General features: G+C 58.8%; 13 protein-coding genes. 6 read left to right on the top strand and 7 right to left on the bottom strand.

Features of this window, described 5'->3' with window-relative positions:
* Positions 1–87 precede the first annotated feature (87 nt).
* The 6 genes from J5J06_13695 (at position 88) to J5J06_13670 (ending at position 7,548) form a co-directional block, all read left to right on the top strand.
* A complete protein-coding gene (locus J5J06_13695) occupies positions 88–987 on the top strand; it encodes a ParA family protein (GenBank protein MCO6438142.1) in 900 nt (299 codons plus the stop codon).
* Positions 980–1,522 carry a hypothetical protein gene (locus J5J06_13690; GenBank protein MCO6438141.1) on the top strand — a complete coding sequence of 181 codons (543 nt, stop codon included), beginning with the start codon at positions 980–982 and terminating at the stop codon, positions 1,520–1,522. The genes J5J06_13695 and J5J06_13690 overlap by 8 nt, the downstream gene beginning before the upstream one ends.
* 930 nt (positions 1,523–2,452) lie before the next feature.
* Entirely contained in the window at positions 2,453–3,673 is a 1,221-nt protein-coding gene (locus J5J06_13685) for a 7-cyano-7-deazaguanine synthase (GenBank protein MCO6438140.1), read from the top strand.
* Entirely contained in the window at positions 3,670–4,881 is a 1,212-nt protein-coding gene (locus tag J5J06_13680) for an ImmA/IrrE family metallo-endopeptidase (protein ID MCO6438139.1), read from the top strand. Before J5J06_13685 ends, J5J06_13680 begins: the two co-directional genes overlap by 4 nt.
* A gap of 3 nt (positions 4,882–4,884) precedes the next feature.
* Entirely contained in the window at positions 4,885–5,415 is a 531-nt protein-coding gene (locus tag J5J06_13675; GenBank protein MCO6438138.1) for a hypothetical protein, read from the top strand.
* A 1,476-nt stretch (positions 5,416–6,891) separates the two neighbouring features.
* Positions 6,892–7,548, top strand: a complete 657-nt coding sequence (locus J5J06_13670) for a hypothetical protein (protein MCO6438137.1) — start codon at positions 6,892–6,894, stop codon at positions 7,546–7,548.
* 354 nt (positions 7,549–7,902) lie between these two features.
* Here J5J06_13670 and J5J06_13665 read toward each other — a convergent pair whose 3' ends face one another.
* The 7 genes from J5J06_13665 to J5J06_13635 all read right to left on the bottom strand — a co-directional run bounded on the left by J5J06_13665 (position 7,903) and on the right by J5J06_13635 (position 19,039).
* Positions 7,903–11,055 (bottom strand): type I restriction endonuclease subunit R, encoded by a 3,153-nt coding sequence (locus tag J5J06_13665; GenBank protein ID MCO6438136.1) that lies wholly within the window; start codon positions 11,053–11,055, stop codon positions 7,903–7,905.
* Between the two features lie 204 nt (positions 11,056–11,259).
* Positions 11,260–12,342 carry a hypothetical protein gene (locus J5J06_13660; protein ID MCO6438135.1) on the bottom strand — a complete coding sequence of 361 codons (1,083 nt, stop codon included), beginning with the start codon at positions 12,340–12,342 and terminating at the stop codon, positions 11,260–11,262.
* Positions 12,342–13,628: a restriction endonuclease subunit S gene (locus J5J06_13655; protein MCO6438134.1), complete on the bottom strand. Its 1,287-nt coding sequence runs from the start codon at positions 13,626–13,628 to the stop codon at positions 12,342–12,344. Before J5J06_13655 ends, J5J06_13660 begins: the two co-directional genes overlap by 1 nt.
* Positions 13,618–15,171, bottom strand: a complete 1,554-nt coding sequence (locus J5J06_13650) for an SAM-dependent DNA methyltransferase (GenBank protein ID MCO6438133.1) — start codon at positions 15,169–15,171, stop codon at positions 13,618–13,620. Before J5J06_13650 ends, J5J06_13655 begins: the two co-directional genes overlap by 11 nt.
* Positions 15,172–15,211: 40 nt before the next feature.
* Complete coding sequence (locus J5J06_13645; GenBank protein MCO6438132.1) at positions 15,212–16,528, bottom strand: hypothetical protein; 1,317 nt, start codon at positions 16,526–16,528, stop codon at positions 15,212–15,214.
* A complete protein-coding gene (locus tag J5J06_13640) occupies positions 16,500–17,360 on the bottom strand; it encodes a serine/threonine protein kinase (GenBank protein ID MCO6438131.1) in 861 nt (286 codons plus the stop codon). The genes J5J06_13645 and J5J06_13640 overlap by 29 nt, the downstream gene beginning before the upstream one ends.
* 731 nt (positions 17,361–18,091) lie before the next feature.
* On the bottom strand, positions 18,092–19,039 hold the full coding sequence (locus J5J06_13635; protein ID MCO6438130.1) for a tyrosine-type recombinase/integrase: 948 nt from the start codon (positions 19,037–19,039) through the stop codon (positions 18,092–18,094).
* Positions 19,040–19,209 lie beyond the last annotated feature (170 nt).

Raw genomic sequence — 19,209 nt, 5'->3', positions numbered from 1 at the left:
CGTCAACGCGAGCAGGCGATGTCGCGAAATCGCGTTAACGGCTTCACGCGATAACGCGTTGAGGCGGTTTCGTAAGATGGGGGTGAAATGGAAGATGTGACGAACGGAGCGGGGAAGCGAGCCCAGATAATTGCAGTCGGCAATCAGAAGGGCGGCGTCGGAAAAACAACAAACACCGTTCATATCGCTGCTGCCCTGGGCGAACGCGGTCGAAAGTGTCTCATCATCGACCTCGACCCGAATGACACGGCGACACGCCACCTGGGCATGGAAGGGGAAGCGTACCTTGGATCATACGAGCTTCTGACGGGCGACGAGCCCGCAGACGTGCTCGCCATAACGGAAGCGGACGAGGGGTTTGAGTTCCCGAAAGGCGTTCACCTCATCACGTCGCGGCGCAAGCTCGAAACGATCGACGATGTGCTGCCAGAAAAGCACGGGAAGTTCTTCTCAGTACGGGACATCCTGTTTGACCCGCTGAAAACGGTGCTCAACCGGTACGACTACATCCTGCTCGACACTGCCCCGAACTCGAAGATCCCTACCAAGGCCGCGTATCTCGTGGCGGACTGGTTCATTCTTACGGCGATGCCGGAGCCGTTCGCAGTGACCGGCCTCACCGACGCTCTTCGCGATATTCAAGACGCACAGAAGAAGCTGAACCCGAATCTGAGACTGCTCGGCGTCATCATCGCGGGCGTCGATCGGCGAACAAATCTCTCGAACTCGCTCACGGAGTATGTGCAGACGGCGTTCACAACTCCGGACGGTGAGTCAGCCAAGTTCAGAACGATCATCAGTCGCTCAACCGTCATTCCGAGCGCCCAGAAAAGTGGGAAGACGGTCTTTCAGACTCATCCGGATCATGCGGTCACCGATCAGTATCGAGCGCTCGCGACCGAAATCGAAGAGCGAATCGCACGATTGACCGCGAATGCGACGAATCCGAACACGGAAGCTGTCATCGGTGAGGTGGCGAATGGTTAAGCGAACCGACGAAAAGCCATTCCGGCCACTCGAAACATCACTCGTGCAAGCGGTGATGCAGGGGAGCGCAGCGGTAAAATCTGAGCCAGTCGTGGAGCAGGAGCCGGAAGTGGAAGTCGATCCTCCGCGTCAACTGGCGGCAGGTGAGGGGACCGAGGCGAATCGACCTGTTCACGATATTCGGCCGCCGGCGCCGCGGCGCGTGCAGCGCACCACACCTTCGCCGGTCTCACCGCTTGCTGAACGAATGGAGCGGGAGAAGCGAGTGTTGCTTACGCCAACAGAGGAACGAGCGCTGGAGCGTGTCGTCGCGAATATCGGTGCGGAGCTTGGCACCTCGCTGAAGTTGAGCCACGTCCTGCGTTCCTGCATTCGGCTCGTAATCAACGCGGAGCACGAGCTTGTCGAGCGTGCCCGTGCAACGGGCCGCGTTGTCCGGCCGCCAAACGGCGACCTTCACGCGATCGAAGCTTTCGAAAAGGTCATTGCCGGAGTCCTGCAAACCGGAATCCGAGGCTCCCGTCCAGTCCGGTAGTCGTTATCGCGATATAGCGATTTCTCCCGCCAAGGCGTCCCTCAATGCGTTGACAGGCGGCCCGCACGGGCGTCGCGTGCCCGCGTCGGGCCCGAGTTGGCCTGCCTCGCGGCAGTCCGCCGAGATACTGACCGGAAAATTCGATTTGACATTCTGACGCCAATCGGCGATACTGTCTTTACAATGTAAACACCCGGCCCAAGGCTGAGGATGGTACGCCATGGCAGAAAACGAAACTCTCGATCTGGGGGACCGGCGAAATCGCCGGTGGCGCCACCTCTGTGATCGGGTGCTAAAAGGCGCAACGCCGGAGGAAGCCGCTGAGTGCCTAGCGGGATGCGTGGTCGGAACACTGAAGTGCATCCTGCGGAAGGACCCACTTCGCGGGGGCCCGCAATACCCGCTCGCCGACATGCTCGACGCGCTGCAGACAGGTCCCCGCGAGGTCCGTGATGTTCTCGCTCGCTGCCAAGGCCACCAGTACGCGCACCTGCTTGCAGAGGAGCCTTGTGGCCTGCCGCCCGAGACGACGTTAAGGAATCACTGTCAGCGTATCGGCGACAACTTCTTCGATCAGATTGAGTTGGAGGCAGTTCCAGGCCGTTTCTCGACGTTCTCGTCCGCCAAGGCATTCAGAGCGGATGTCGAGCGACTCACTGCTCCGAGGTTCGCGGAGGCTGCGCGGCAGATTGTGGCGGACCCGACAAGGCCACCTCGCAGCGCACCGCGAACGAAAGCTGAACGCAAAACACTTCAGCACTCACTGCTGCGTGAATCGCTCCTATCGCGGCCAAGGGCGAGCTTATGAACGGTCTCACGTACGAAGTTATTCAGCCGGGCGCTGCAAGCGATGCGGTATTGCCCGAAAAGCACTACCGGCTCAGAACGGAAGACCTCTTTGGACCACTATGTGCTGAGGGACCTCCACGAGTGAGCGACCTACTCGCGATTGCGGCTGGAGTGTATGCGATTGACCGGGTCGTTCGAAGGAATTATCAGAACTCGATCCGAGGGCCCGCGCGGGTGATTAACGTTCGTGCACGGGTTTCCGAACCAGACTTCTGGACGACGCAGAGCCGTGCGCTCCAAGAGATCCTCTTCACGTTGAGCGGTGACGAATGGACTTTTCGATTTGAGCAAGGCGAATGCCGCCCATGGCAATCTTCACTGCTGGAAGCGCGTGACATCGTATGCTTATATAGCGGCGGGCTTGACTCCTTGGCAGGACTGGCCAGTCGCCTCGCCGATACTTCTCACCGCGTTACGTCTGTCACGGTGCTTCATGTCGGCCGCCAGCGCGACCGTGTTGAGCGTCACATAGCGGGACTCAACAGCCATTTCGGCCGTCGAGTATTCCCTCTGTTCGCGCGCTTGGCGCTCATCAAGCCGCCGCAACTCGATGAGCAGGAACAATCACAGCGTTGCCGGGGTTTCATGTTTGCGGCTGTGGGCGTTGCGGCTGCGGCCGCCTTAGGTGCAGAGCGTATCGAAGTATATGAAAACGGAATTGGATCGCTAAACGTACCGCTAATGCAAGGGATGTCCGTGGGGGGGCGGACGACAAAGGGATGCCATCCTCGGTTTATGTCGCTGATGAGTGCACTGGGTTCGGCTGTCATAGATCGTGCGATGAGCTTTGAATTGCCACATTCGCATTGCACAAAGGGTGAGCTGGTTTCCGCACTCAGACACCCTGATTTGCAGAGGCTGGCGGTCAGTAGCTTCAGTTGCATTCACACCTCGCCTCGTGTGAGCGGCAGGCTGAAGCACTGCGGCATCTGCGCAGCGTGCATTGGGCGTAGGCAAGCGTTCCTGGCGGCTGGAGTTGCAGACGACGCGGTGAGCTACAACGCCGATCTGCTAGATCCTAGGATAATGAACACACTAAGCGCGAGCGACGTGGCATTTCTCAAGGCCACGCTGATGCAGGTCGCGCTGCTCCGTGAGGCAGGAGAGACTCTCCCTTTAGCTATCGAGCGGTACTTCCGTTCCAGCGACGTACCGCGGCATGCTGAGTCCGGATGGGCGGAGCAGACTGAACTCTTGCATCGATACCGCCACGAATGGGAACGAATCGCATTGGATGCCGCGGAACGGGGCGTTAGCTGGTCGAACTGGCTCAATGTTGAGCGTGAGGAGATGCTGTCATGAAAGGCGCAGAAAGGCTCGACCCGCAGTTACTGGGGAAACGGCTGCTGCTTGCGAGAAAGCGGCGTGGCCTGACCCAGGACGCGGTGGCTCAGGAACTGGGCCTGAGCCGACCTACGATCATAGCGGTAGAGAAGGGACAACGAGTTCCGACGAGCGAAGAGCTTGTGAAGCTGGCTAAACTCTATGGTCGCTCCGTTCATGAGTTCGTCCGTCCCGACATGCCCGCTGTCGAGCTCCAACCACACCTTCGGGCGCTTATTACGGCGAAACCGGAAGAGGCAGCGGAGCTGGAACCTGCGCTCGACGAGCTTGAGAAACTCGCTTCCGACTACCGTGGTCTTGAGCGAATGATGAAAGCGCCACTCCTTGCGAACTACCCGCCGGAGATTCCAATTCCGACGCGAGGTAGCATCGAAGAATGGGCGGAAGACGCAGTTGTTCGCGAACGCTCGCGCCTCGGACTTGGGGATCAGCCGGTCTTAGCATTGCGTGACTTGCTGGAGGCAGAAGTCGGTCTGCGTATTTTCTACTGGCCGCTGCCTTCGAGTATTTCAGGGATTTACGCATACTCTGCCGAGAGTGGACCGTGTCTTCTCGTCAACAGAAAGCACCCGCCGGAGCGGCGAAGGGCAACGATTGCGCACGAGTATGGACACTTTCTGACCGAGCGATACAAACCAGGCGTTGATTACCTCCATGGGGCCGCCCGGAAGCCGATTTCGGAGCGTTTCGTCGAGGCATTCGGCATGGCCTTTTTGATGCCGCGCACCGGTGTGCGTCGTTATGTAGCGGAGATAATCCGAAGCTCCGCTGACTTTCAAGTTGCCGACCTCTGTCGCGTAGCGCAGTACTTCTTTGTTTCCGTTCAGGCAATGGCGCTTCGTCTCGAACAGCTCAAGCTCATCAACGAGGGCTCGTATGAGTTCCTTCTGGAACGAGGCTTCAAGCCTCACTCAGCCCGCTCCGAGCTCGCGCTCGAAGAGCGGAGCGAGTCCGACAGTCCGTTTCCGACGAGGTATCTAGTATTGGCCCTTCGAGCATTCGACGAAGAATTGGTCAGCGAGGGTCAACTGGCTCGCTTCTTAAGGACCGATCGGGTCGAGTCTCGCCGATTGGTGTCTGAATGGCGTGAGCGAGCATCAGTCGAGTGGAACGGCCAAACGGTGGAATTGCCGCTTGAGGGTTCCCTCCTCAGGAAGGAGGGATGACCGTTGCCGTCCAAGCATGTGCTTGATACGTGTTGCTTCATCAACTTCTACGCGTCCGGCCAGGCAGGCCCTTTACTAAATGCCGTCGGCGGATCTGTGGCGATTCCGGAATCAGTGAAACGGGAGGCACTCTACCTCGCGGCACCGCATCCCGACGAAAAGCCCATGCCGATCAATATTGAACAAGTAATTGCTGAACTGCGACTAGTAGTCGTGTCGCCGGAAAGCGAGCCTGAGTTCGATCTGTACGTGGAACTTGCGGCCGACCTCGATGACGGCGAGGCCATGGGGCTTGCGATCGCGAAGCAACGAGGGCTCGTCTTGATGACCGATGAGCGAAAAGCTCGCGCACGTGCTCTTGCACTCGGTGTTGACGTTCTCACTACCTGCGATGTAGTCGCCGCCTGGGCAGCGCACGCATCGGCTGAGGAAGTGGCAGAGTCCATTCGACGAATTGGCCGTTTGGCTCGATATTCTCCTGGATCGAAAGAACCACTGTACGACTGGTGGATGAAGGCCTCGTCTGCAGCGTAGCGCCATGTATGTATGGGTTCTTTCAGAGCGTGCCCATCTGTCGCGAAATGTTACAGCAGGATCACAACGAGCAAATCAACCGCATATCATCGTGCCTTTCTCAATAAACTGTGGCATCCTCCCGCGCGCGAGACAGGTGAGTCTCGTTGTTGTCGAACACGTAATCGCGTGCCTTCAACGTCACTTGATGGTCGATGCGACCCGGCAAACTCGGCTACCAACCGAGCTAAGGGGACGGAGCTAACCACCCGTCGCTGCATCGACCCGTCGAGCCGGATGCCATGAGAGTGGCTTGTCCGGTTCAATGGAGGCTGCTGGAAGTAATCCTCACTCGTGAGCGTAATCTCCAGCTTCTATCCAATCGGCTGACCCTTCGGAAGAAGGGCGACCGGGACAAACCTCAGGCGCGATGCGCGTGAGGCCGCAAGAATCGAAGTCGGTGCAAATCCCCCAGCGGGGAACGGGCCAAAGCCCTTATCGGGCAATTCGGGTGCAAGTCCCGTCAGGTTCGTTCAACGCATGCCGGCGTCGGGAGCTTCCACGGTGGTGACACCTGGAATCGGACAAGTGACTTTGTCCGGCGTCCTCGTTAAACGCGAGGCGGCGAATAGCTCAACGATGAAAGGGCCGACAAGGCCTTGCCGGTGAGCGCAGTTGTAGACGGTGCCGAACCGTGAATACAAGGCATGCCTGGGTAAGGGGGTCTTTCTGTCTTTTACCTCCTGAAATCGTCCGTTCCTTGAACGGAGCGGGCGGAAACTATGCCGCGGCGGGAGCTGCGGACATAGCGTGCCTTGCTGAGGCCAGAGCCTCTAGCGACGTGAACAACTGTGCGACGATTCTTGATAACCGGGGAAGGAGTGCGGCGGCCGGTGTGGTAACCGGTGCCTGAGACAGTCACTCAGGTGTTTCAAATGCCGCAGTCTGGGAGTGTGCCGCAAGTAGGAGACGGCGGGAGCCGTGCGGAAGCAGTGCAAGGCAGTGCTGCAGCCGTTCGAGCATCAACGGGTGGTGCCGGATGCAATGAGACGACGAAAGCGGTGACGGGTTTTAGCCATCAAGCGTGACGTTCGGACCGAGCGAGGAATCGCTCAGTGCCGGGTTCCTGACAGGAGAGGTGCTGCGGTCAAAAGAGACTTCACGGGGACGTGAGGCGTCTTCTGACAGCGGAATGACGACGGACAGTCGGGGTGTACCGACTGTCTGGCGTCGGGTTTACATCCGCAACAGCCATGTATTGCGGCGGGGCCAACTGAGAAAGACAGTCGGCGCCGCTGCCCATGAGCCGAGCGGGGAAAGGAAGGTGACAGCGAGAGGGGAGGATTTCACGCGAGGTTTGGGCCGCGGAGCCGAGCCGCCGCAAATGGCGGATGCGGGCTGCCGATGCCGCTGAAGGATTTCTCGCGGGCTTTCGGAGAATGTGCCCATGAACATTCTCCACCCCTTCGCCCGCGATGGGCGTAACCGGAGGGCGTGATGTCGTATCGTTGTGTCGCACTTAGTGAAGCCGGATTCGTACAGCAGCTAGCCGTCTCGTACCTCGGGCACGGCTACTGCTTTTACGTCACGGGACGTGTTCCCGAACGGAAAGATCCGGCGACCGTTGATGCGAAGCTTATCGACCGTTACGGCATCGGCATCTCTCGCTGGGCGCGTGCGAGGCGGAAGAAGGCAGGCCTTGCAAACATGCACTACCTCCGGCACGGACGCTTTTTCGTGCTACTCGCGACACACGGCAAACACCGCTTCTTTGAGGATGAGCCGCATTTTCGCGATGCCCGCCGCGACGCGATTCGGTTTGCGGGGTACAGCATCGCGATCAAACGCGGCATCGATGGCAAGATGCACCCGTCGGTTCGTATCCACCGTGATGAGTATCGGAAGCTCAAGGCGCACCTCCTGGAGCTTGCTCCGCACCGCTCGGTCGAGAATTTGGCTGCTGTTCTGGCGGCCGTACCATTCGAACGGTATGCACCGGTGAGACGGCAGCTCTTGAACATCTGGCGGGCCGTGAATCGGGTCCGGGAGACGGCCGGATTTGACGCGGTGCCGGTCCAAGCGCTTCAATTGAAGCGGAGAGTCGTGCATGCGTTCGCGCCAATCGGCGGTCGGATTCTGAGTGAAGCAGCGTGAGGAGAGGAAAATTGCATGAGTGACTTCGACGAAGGAAAGGCGGGCGGGGAGAGCGAACAAGGTTCCGACGAAGGGGAACAAGAGCTTCGATTCACCCGGTGCCCGAAATGCCGTTCTCTCGTGCCAGTCGTGCCCGAGGGGTGTCGGATGTGCGGCGGAATCCTTGAGTTGACCCCACAATCGGATAGCGGCAACCCTAAGGGCTAGTCAGGCGTGCTGAGGTCGTCGAGGAACTCCGACGCGGGTTCTACGCCAGCAATGAGTAGGTGATCGCGGGCGCGTGTGCAGGCCACGTAAAGTAAGTGGCGCTCGGTGTTGTAGACCACTGCCCGGCATCTTACGAAGGCAACTTCATCATAAGGCGGGCCCCGCCCAATCATGACAGAGAAGCTCCGCCTGTTCCAAGACGGTTTGCGTGGCCTTCTCCTGCTTGTCCGGCGGATAGCCGTATTTGCGGAGAATCCGCTTTACCATCGACCGGAGCTTCGCACGAACAGTCTCTTTAACCGTCCAGTCAATCGTGACATTTTGCCGAACCATTTGAACAAGCTCTCGGGCAATGAAGCGAAGTGTCTGGTCCCCGAGCACCTTTACCGCACTGTCATTGACTTCGAGTGCATCGTAGAATGCGAGCTCATCGTCGGAGAGCCCCGCCTCCTCACCGCGTTTGTTCGCTGCCCGCATTTCTTTCGCAAGGGCGATGAGTTCCTCAATCACCTGGGCGGTTTCAATCGCTCGATTCTGATAGGCTCGAATCGACCGCTCAAGCATGTCGGCAAACGACCGTGACTGAACCAAGTTCTTCTTGGAGCGGGTCTTTATTTCGTCATTCAGAAGCTTCCGAAGTAACTCGACCGCGAGGTTGCGGTGCGGAAGCTCGCGGACCTCGGCGAGAAACTCGTCAGAGAGAATGGAGATATCCGGGTTCTTAAGGCCAGCCGTCGCGAAAATATCGACAACCTCATTCGATGAGACGGCCTTCGACACAAGCTGCCGAATCGCGGCGTCCAACTCCTCCGGCGTCTTGCCGCCCCCGATGGTCGTCTTCGCCAACGCCGCTCGAACTGCCTGAAAGAAGGCAACGTCGTCGCGAATTCGAATCGCCTCGGGGTGGGGGACGGCGAGAGCGAATGCTTTGGAGAGGTCCGACACTGCCTTCAGGAATCGAACCTTCCCGTCGTTCTGTTCAAGGATGTGCTCCTGAGCCGGCGGCAGCATTCGCAATCGGTCGGCGGGTGTTCCCGTCGTCCAATTCGCCCAACTGAACCCGTGGAACATGTCGCAGCAGATTTCGTATTTCTCCAGCATCACGGCGACAGCCTCTTGCTGGTCGATAGCGGTGTCGCCCTTGCCGCCGCTCTCCGTGTAATCGCGAAGAGCACGCTTCAACTGGTCGGCAAGTCCAAGGTAGTCGACGACAAGTCCACCGGGCTTGTCGCGGAATACGCGGTTGACCCGGGCAATCGCCTGCATCAATCCGTGGCCTCGCATCGGCTTATCCACGTACATTGTGTGAAGGCATGGAGCATCGAAGCCGGTGAGCCACATATCGCGGACGATGACGACTTTCAGCGGGTCGGCCGCGTTTTTGAACCGCTTGCCAAGTGCTTCCCGTCGCGGCTTATTGCGAATGTGGTCCTGCCAGTCGAGCGGGTCGGTGGCCGAGCCGGTCATTACGATTTTGATGGCTCCCTTGTCATCTGCCGCGTCATGCCATTCTGGGCGAAGTTTCACGATGGCGTTGTACAGGTCAACGCAGATTCGGCGGCTCATGCAGACAATGAGTGCCTTTCCGTCGATGCCGATGTGCACCCGCATCGCTTCGCAGCGTCGGTCGAAGTGCTCGATAAGGTCACTCGCAATAAGGTTGATTCGCCTCTCGGCCCCAACGATGGCCTCCAATGCGGCCCACTTCGTCTTGAGCTTCTCTTTCTTGGCCTCCTCCTCGCCCTCCGTCACTTCCTCGAAGCCTTCGTCAAGGTGCGGCTTCTCCGCCTCGCTCAACTCAAGCTTCGCAAGCCGACTCTCGTAGTAGATGGGAACCGTCGCTCCGTCCTGAACGGCCCGTTGAATGTCATAGATGCTGATGTAGTCACCGAACACGGCCCGTGTGTTCTTATCGGTGAGCTCAATCGGCGTACCCGTGAAGCCGATGAACGACGCCTTCGGCATTGCGTCACGAATGTGGCGAGCGAAGCCGTCGATGAAATCGTATTGGCTGCGGTGGGCTTCGTCGGCGATGACGATGATGTTTCGGCGGTCGGAAAGCTGCGGATAGGTGTCGCCCTTCTCCTCGGGGAAGAACTTCTGAATCGTGGTGAAGACCACCCCCCCGGCCGCAACGGAGAGAAGCGAGCGAAGGTCGGTTCGGTCCTTCGCCTGCACAGGCTTCTGCCTGAGCAATTCATGGCAACGTGCGAACGTGCCGAAGAGTTGGTCGTCGAGGTCGTTTCGGTCCGTGAGCACAACGAGCGTCGGATTCTGCATCGCCGGATGGAGAATCACGCGGCCGGCGTAGAACGCCATCGTGAGGCTCTTACCCGAACCTTGCGTGTGCCAAACGACACCGCACCGCTTATCGCCCTTCGGTCCTGCTGCTTCGGTCGTGGCGGCAACCGCACGATTGACCGCATGGAACTGGTGGTATCCGGCTAGCTTTTTGCTCACTGTCCCGTCGGCCTCTTCCTCAAAAACGATGAAGTGCCGCACGAAGTCGAGAAATCGCCGCTTGTCGAACAAGCCCTGAATCAGAACTTCGAGTTGTGGAACGCTCGTCGGTGCGAGTTCCTCCCCCTCAATCGTCTTCCACGGCATGAATCGCTCGCGATTCGCCGTGAGCGAACCAACGCGAGCATCCAAGCCGTCCGAAACCACGAGCACGGCGTTGTACGCACAGATTGCGGTAATCTGAAGCTTGTACGTCTGAAGCTGGTTGAACGCCGTCCAGACCGTCGCGTTCTCATCGGCGGGGTTCTTTAGCTCGATGATTCCGAGCGGAAGGCCGTTCACGAACACAACCACGTCGGGGCGGCGGTTGTGCTGTCCCTCGACCACCGTGAATTGGTTCACAACGAGGAAATCGTTGTTGTCCGGCTCATCGAAATCAATAAGCCGCACGCGGTCGCCCGCGATGGAACCGTCTTCCCTCGCGTACTCAACCTCGACGCCGTCCACGAGCATGCGATGAAAGGCTCGATTGTTCGCAATAAGGGTAGGGGATTCCAGTCGTAGCACTTTCCGCACGGCCTCGTCCTGGGCTTGCGGAGGCACCGCGGGATTGAGCAGAGCCACAGCATCGCGAAGCCTGCGAACCAGCACGACTTGGTCGTATGTTTCCCGCTCTGCCCCGACCTCCTCGGGGGCGATGTCGGGGCCGGGTTGAAATCCGTATCCGAGCGATTGAAACCAACCGAGAGCGGCCAGCTCCACCTCTTGTTCGACGTAGTTCCGTGCTTTATCAAAGAGTCGCGACGGCTCCCTCCGGTCGTGGTCTTCGCGGCTCAGCATTCGTGGCGACCCCATTTTCTTTACGAAGACCTCTAGTCCTTCCCACGCCTTAGGAACCTCCGCTCGCACCCGCTTCGGCTCAACCGAGGAATAAACAACCAAGCACTCCCGCCCGTTCTCCTTGCCAACGCCCACTGTCGTGAGCCAAGGCCGGCCACGCAGATGCGTGCTGAGCGATTTTGCGGCCGTCTGGGCATCCATTGGTTACACGCCATGTCCATTAACAAGAGTGAGCCCACCTAATTGTTGGAGCACTCGGTCAATCGGAGCGACCCAGCCGTATTCTCCGTTGGGGCTGGCGGCAAACAGCAAGCCTATTGCGGCGGTCTCGTCGTCAAGGATTACGAGACTTCCGGAATCCCCTGGCAGAGCAAACACACCACCGCCAAGGGCTTTAACGGTCCACACGTCAGACACCCACACCGTCGCATTAAAGTGACGTGCCTTGTATGGGATTGGCGTCGGCGTGGGAATCAACGCCTCGACGGTTCCGCTCGTGAACGCGGTAGTCCTGCCGATTTTCTTCACTTGCTGGCCGGCAACCGGTGCCGCGGCAACGGTCGGCGTGTCGTATCCTGTTGTCGCGTCTCCCTGCCAGGACGAGACAAGGTTGGGGTCAATGACCTTAGCCAGTGCTGCATCTTCTCGAACAGCCTGCACAAGAAACGGGTCGCCGCTTCGTAGCTCGACAATTCGTGCGTGCCGCCCAATCTCAGTTGGAGCCCTCACACCTGGGCGGGCGTCCGGACCGCTGGGGGACATGATGGGCATATCCACCGGAATGTGATTGCATGCGGAAAAAACGTGATTATTTGAGAGCAGGTACCGCTGTGCCGCCGCGTCAAGCACAATCGCACCGAGCGTGCCCGAGTATTGCTCTCCAGCCGGAGCGCAGGAGCTTCCACAGGCAATTCGCCCTGCCCGCTGAAAGACATGTCCGGCATGTGTTGCAGAAATTGCAGCCTCGGGCCGAACATAGAGCTTACCCATCCGTTCAACATTGATTGGTATGCCATCAACGTCATCTGGCAGGGCGTCGAACGCCTTTTTTGAGCCCTTTGTTACGTAAATGAACACCTCGCCCACATCGTCGTCGCCTGCGTATCCTATCGACTGAATAGACAAACCCTCGAAGCCTGCCTCCTCCGGAATGTCTACCTGCTGCGTTACCGCAGGGGCGATGCCTTCTGCCGCCCGTTGTTGCAGTGGGAAGGCAGCCGATACATACCTGCCTTCACGGAGAAACTTCTCAGCTAACGCGACGGCCAAGTCCCGGGCTCCTGCCATCAGAACACCTCGTTGGTATGGTTGATGCGAATCTCGCCGGAAAGTAGCTTTGGCAGCAAGGCGTCGCGAATCGCCGCGAGCGTTCGAGAGGAGATGGCGTTCACGGTGGCACGAGTGAAGAGCGGTTCAACCAAACGTCCGAACGCGGTGAAGACACTTTGCGGCGGATTCGCGAGCATGAATCGCGAGAGGGACTCTGACGGAACGCGTTGGCGACCGCTGGAGCCGGTCATCTTCTGGATGGCAAACTGCCGGAACCCCTCGCTCCGAGCGAGGCAATAGGCGAACACCGGCGGTATTGGGGGCTTGGGCCGCAGCACGATGAACTCAGTTGACCCCCAGGCGGTCTGACCCTCCGCCAGAAACGTGACCCAAGCGGTCTTGCCGTTCTCAAGGCACGGAGTGATTCTCGCGACCAACGTGTCGCCGTTGATGAACCGCATCCCTGAGCCGAAGGGCCTGTCAATCAACTGGTCCGGCATGTGTCCGCGGGTCGGCATGTTTGCCATATCGAGGTACGGTGCGGGTTCGTTCCTGCGAAGCGTTCGTCGTGGGTTCACGTCAATGAGTTCAGGAAGTGGAGCGGGCGTCCAACCATTCGGAATCCCGTCGCCGTCCAAGTCGGCAGGGAACAGGTCGGCGATGGGCTCGGGGAGGCCCGGGTCGCGGCCTTCGGCCTTGGCTCGGACGGGGTCGAAGTCCACGAACCACGACTTGAATATCGCTCGGGCAATTCCCTCCAGCGTCTCGTTCATCCGGCGATTCAGTTCAATCTTATCGTCTAGCGTGCCGAGCACGTGGGCGATTGCCCGCTGTTCGTCAAGAGGCGGAAGGGGTAGGCAGACCTTGCGGAGTTCGCTCTGTCGGATTCCCAAGACTGTTGTTCCTGTAGAGCGACTTCGCAGTTGGTCCTGAACGTAGCGTGATTGGAGAGTGAACTTGAGAAACGTATTGTCCAATAGGTGCGGTTGTCCTCGGAGCGTAATTAGTCGCTGAGCCAACGCAACGCGGCGACCGTCGAGCTGAGCCACCTCTCCGAGTGGAGCCTCAGTCGTCATGACCACGTCGCCTGCGTGTGGAAGCCCTCGCCGCATCCATTGGTCAAAGTCCTGTGGGGCAATGAACTCGTCTGGATTGAGGATTCGGCCTCCTTTTACGACCTTCGCTGTGATAAGCGGAATTCCGGAAGTCGTCTTCGCAGGAGATTTGCCGCGGTAATCGATAATGGCGGCCATGCACTCCTCGACGGGCCGTACTTGCCAGTCGCGAGGTAGCTCAACCACCATAACCGAGCTCCTCCAGGTTGGCTCGTATGGCGTGTTCGAGCTTTTCGGATTCGGCGAACTGGTCCCGCAAAGTTGACGTGAGTTGCTGCATCTTGTCGGCAAATGGCTCATCATCGTCCGCCATGTCCTCGGCCCCAACGTAGCGGCTCGGCGTGAGCACGAATGCGTGGGCCTCAATCTCGTCCACTGTCGCCGATTTGCAGAAGCCCGGCACGTCCTCGTACTTGCCCGCTTTCTTGTCGCCCCGCCAAGCGTGATATGTGTCTGCGATGCGGGCGATGTCTTCGTCGGCGAGTTCCCGATGCACACGGTCAATGAGCGTGCCCATCTTGCGGGCGTCGATAAAGAGCGTGTGCCTGCGGCGGTCACGGAAGCGGCCGTTCCGCTTGTCGCGGGCGAGAAACCACAGGCAGACCGGAATCTGCGTCGAATAGAAAAGCTGGCCGGGCAAGGCGACCATGCAATCGACGAGGTCGGCTTCGACAATCGTCTTGCGAATGTCACCTTCGCCGGACTGGTTGCTCGACATACTGCCGTTGGCGAGTACGAAACCCGCCAAGCCGGTCGGGGATAAGTGGTGGATGAAGTGCTGCACCCACCCGAAGTTGGCGTTGCCCGTCGGTGGCGTGCCGTACTTCCATCGCACGTCTTCGCGAAGCCGGTCGCCGCCCCAATCGCTGTCGTTGAAGGGGGGATTGGCGAGCACGTAATCAGCCTTCAGGTCCTTGTGCAAGTCGCGGTGAAAACTGTCGGCGTGCTCGGCCCCGAGATTGCCGTCGATGCCGCGAAGGGCGAGGTTCATTTTCGCCAGCCGCCACGTCGTCGGGTTCGACTCCTGGCCGTACACGCTGATGTCGCCGATGCGGCCGCCGTGGGCTTCGACGAACTTCTCGCTCTGCACGAACATGCCGCCGGAGCCGCAGCACGGGTCGTACACGCGGCCCTTGTACGGGGCGAGCATCTCGACGAGTAGCTGAACGACGCATCGCGGCGTGTAGAACTGGCCGCCCTTCTTCCCTTCGGCACTGGCGAACTCGGAGAGGAAGTACTCGTACACGCGGCCAAGGATGTCCTTGGAGCGGTTCTCGGTGTCTCCCATCGAAATCGTGCCGACGAGGTCTATCAGTTCGCCGAGCCGCTGCTTATCGAGGTCGGGACGGGCGTAGTCCTTCGGCAGCACGCCCTTGAGCGACTTGTTGTCGCGTTCGATGGCGACCATCGCGTCGTCGATGAGCTTGCCGATGGTCGGCTGCTTGGCGTTGTCCTGAAGGTGTTTCCAGCGGGCAGGTTTCGGAACCCAGAAGACATTGCTCCCGCGATACTCGTCGGGGTCTTCCGGGTCTGCCCCCTGGGCTTTCTCTGCGAGAAGCTGATTGTGCCGCTCCTCGAATGCGTCGCTGATGTATTTCAGGAAGATGAGGCCGAGCACGACGTGCTTATAAACGGCTGCGTCCATGTTGTTGCGGAGCTTGTCGGCTGCAAGCCAGAGCTTTGCTTCGAAGCCAATTGTGGCTCCGTTGTTGCCTTTGCTGTTCTTTGCCATAGCGAGCCTAACTTCCAAATCACGTTAGAGACGGCTAGAGTTACAGTGTCGCCCACTTTCGCCGGAGCAAGGGCGCTCTTGTGCTAGTCAGTACGACAAGTGCTGCCCGATTCACGTCCACGATGTCAGTGAAGTCCCGTGTCTGCCCCCTGATTCCAGCCGCCGAGAGCGTCGCGAGCAACGCTTCAGCAGCGTTCAGACTCGCCTCATGTGCGGTGACGGCATCATCGAATGACGCAGCCGAAGCCTCTTCGCATTGAATTCGCAGGCAGTGAAGGTAATGTCGGAATGCCGACTGTTCCGTGAACCCGACAGCAGAAGGCTGTGGTCCCGAAAAGAGTGGAGCGGAATACTCGTTACGAAACCGACCCATTGGCTCCATGCGATTTAGCAACCGCATTCGGTGAGCGATATCCAAATACGGTATCTTATATTCAGATAGTGCTTGGGGGCAGTAATACCATGTCGCCCGCTGCCGTGTCTCTTCTTCGAAGGCCTGCCGGAACTTGTCGGGTGGAAACGAGCGAACATTCATCCAAGTGCCCGAGCAAATCGCGTCCGTCTTCGCGCAGGCTGCGGCAAGCATTTGATGGTTGCAGTATCCGATGATTACCTTTGCACCGCGTAGACGGAATCCAGCCGCGAGGTCGAGGACATTTGCGAGCCAATTGGGATCATCAACGAGATACTGTCCATTGGGATGCTCGCAGACGAGGTAGTACCCGGCAGCATCCCACTTCTCAGATCGCTCCAAAAGCAAGGCGACCTGGCTCTGATCCTTGGCCGCGTCTGCTCCCAGTGCAATGGTGGCATAGCGCGGCTTACTGCCACCCGTGGCTGCCGCTTCCTCAAGCACCGCCCTTTGGGTTTCCAGCCAGTCATCGTTAATTGATATGGCCAACATTCCAGGCAAGATGAATGCGGCAGTCGCAAGAGATTCGTTGAGTTCCGCCAGACAGCCAATAAGCTTGGCGAGTTCCGGTCCCTGCCAAAACGCATTCGTGGAGTAATTGTCCGGCCAATATTCATGCTCACACAACCGCTCATGGTCGGAGTGGGGGACGTAAAATTGTGGATCCAATAGCACCTGACCGCCGGGGAGGTCAGTTAGGCCGGTCGAAAGCCGTAGTAGCTGGTCTGCGTTCAGGTCTCGCGGGCTAAGGACGGCTGTGCCGCCGCCCCATGCCTCAATCAAGTGGCGGCAGTGTTCCATCATTCCGTAGCCGAATTGAAGATAGAGTTCCATTAGGCGGTCACCTCGTCTGACACTCCATCGGCGGCCTCGATGGGCAGTAAACATGCCAACATGCAGGTAAAGCTCCACTCCCTCAAATACCCTCTTGATCGCATATCTCATTCATCCAGTCGATGGCTTCGCGTACGGACTGTGGCCGATGGTCTCGTCGCTTCTGTGTCATGCTGACTACCAAGTCTGTGAATCCACGTGAGTCTACGAGCGGCAAAGTAACCGCCTGCAATGGGAGCGTCTCAACGCGCGTGACAATTTCCAAATCCGTGCGTGCGCCGTGGCGAAACGGGTTTGTGCCAGTTGCGCATTCGTAAAGTGTCACGCCAAGGGCGAAAAGGTCGCATCGACAGTCAATTTCGGCCTTGATGTTTCGCGTCTGCTCAGGCGGGGCGTAACCGAGCGTGAACTTTCCCCACGCCAACGCCGTGGCTGTATTCGATTGCAAACTAAGATGCCGCGCAATGCCGAAGTCGATTAGCCAGTAGCCGCCATTCGTGTCGCAAATAATATTCTCCGGTTTCACATCTCGATGAACGATCCGAGCCTGCTCGGCTGCCAGCAAAGAGGCGAGAATATCTCGCCCTAGGCGCAAGACGGTCTTCGGTTCTAAAGCGCCATTTGCGAGTCGAGCACGTAGGGTATCGCCGTGGACTCTTTTTTCACGAAACCAGATCCAATCGCCGACCTGGGACGATGCGATGCCGGTAGCGAGGATGGGCGGTACTTTTGCCGAAGTTAACTGCGAAACGGCCAAGAGCTCACGACGAATCGTCTCAAGGTCATTTCCCGGTCGAAGTAACTTCAAGACGACCTCCCCGTCGGCCGTATGCGTCGCAGAGAATACGACCTTTTGTCCTCCGTCACTTAGCGGAGCGAGGTTTGAAAGGTCGGGGAACTGCTGGGTGAGCCATGCGGTATCGATGTTCTTGTTGACATTCACCGATGAGTCCCTCGCGGGGCCTCGGCGGAACGCCAAGCCCATTCGTTAAAAAGCCACGACGCATATGACCGGGGCACGCGGTTGGGAAAAGCGCGACGATTGCACTCGACCGGCTTGCCCGGCCTACACACTCGAACGCCTAGCGGTTTAGCCGCCTTACGAAGGCGATCAGTGGAAGCATCCTCCGGCACTAATACGAAAGTATCCGATGCAAACCATGTGTTGAGGTGGGCTTGATTCACAGCAACAGACCACTCAGAGATCTTCGCTTCAACAGCGATGATACGACGCGCTGCAAATATCTTTGTAAGGGCACGAAGCTGCCAAATATCGCCGTATCGCCGAATCAATCGGGCTGCTTCAAGTCGTTCAAGATTTGACTTGATGCTGCGTTGCCCGAGGTGGCGGATGTCGGAACTCGACTTTGGGCCACAGTGATGAAGGTAGTGGGCGATGCGAATGTCGTCTCGCGTGAGAGAGCTTCGCTCATTAACCCAATCGCGAGTGGCAGCAATACTCCAGTAGACGATAACTAAGTCAGGGAAACCGGATGCAATTCGTGGTTCGCGGAAAATCGTCGCATGGCAACCGCGCGGTGCGGCGAAGGGGAGCTCATCGAGGAAGCGGTCGATAAGGTCAAGCTCGGGGCCAGATCGTCGTGAACGAAAAGCCGCCCCAAGCGCCGAATTCGCTGAATCAGAATCTACGATCGTAAAGGTCATAGCAGCTCGCTAAATCGAGATTCGCTCTACGATATTCCTCGTGACCTGCTTTTTCCGGCGGTCGTACAACCGGGTGGTTCGCGGGTCCGAATGGCCTGCTAGGAACTGAACATCCTCCAGCGGCACACCCTGGTCAAGCAAATCGGTAATCGTCGTCGCACGGAACGAATGGCAGGTGAGGCGGTCGGCCGGTAAGCCTGCCGCCTTCAGTCTGCGTTTCACCATGCGCAGCACGTCGTTTTCACTCATGCCGTTGTCGCTCATCTTGCCGCTCCGTCCGATCGCAGAGCGGAAGAGGGGAGCGTCCTCGCCTTGGTCGCCACCGGCGGCGGCCAGATACTCGCGAATAAAGCCCTCAAGGTCGTGTCGGGCCGGGATGTCGCGTACCTTGCCGCCTTTCTCGTCGAAGCGAAAGACCGATTGCCGCCCGTCGGTGTAGAAGTCCCGCCGCCGGAGCTTGGCGACGGCCCCGGCACGGACCGCAGTGTAAATCATCACGCCAATAATGGCTCGGTCGCGCAGTCCAACCGCCGTGCGGGTGTCGATGCCCGCAAGCACGCCGCGGGCCTGCTTAACCGTTAAAGCGGGCGTCTTGCCCTCGGTCATGCTGTGCTTCGGTCCACGAACGGAAAGGGCCGGGTTCAGCACCACTGCATGTCGCTCCACGAGCTTGTCGAAGAACTTCCGGATGCCCGCCAGGTGGAGCTTCTTCGTCGGCTTCGACGCGGGCTTGAACTTCGGCGGCTGTCCACGACGAGTTTTGACCTCAGCCTGGAGCCGCTTCAGATAGTCGCTGACGATTCCCGGCGTCACTTCGGGCAGCGCGACGCCGAGCGATTCGCAGTGCTGAAGGAACCGGTGCACGGCATGCCGATAGGCACGCTCGGTGTGCGAGTTCTCTTCACCGGCGAAGAACTCGTCGTATGCGAACCGAGCGTTGTTGCCTGCAAAGCGCACGATTGCTGGCGCCTCGATTGGCCCGGAGCCCGCAATCCTCTGCGGAGCGAGCGGAAGTCGCGTCTTGTTCATCCCACGTGGCCGAACATTGGCCCAAGATCTAGCGGCGACGGGGCGTCCCCTATCGCTTCTGTTGCGCATGATAAAGGATGTTATCATGCACGACAAGA

The sequence above is a fragment of the Phycisphaerae bacterium genome, from assembly GCA_024102815.1.
Classification (GTDB): domain Bacteria; phylum Planctomycetota; class Phycisphaerae; order UBA1845; family UBA1845; genus JAGFJJ01.
This window is presented reverse-complemented; position numbering and strand designations above follow the sequence as displayed.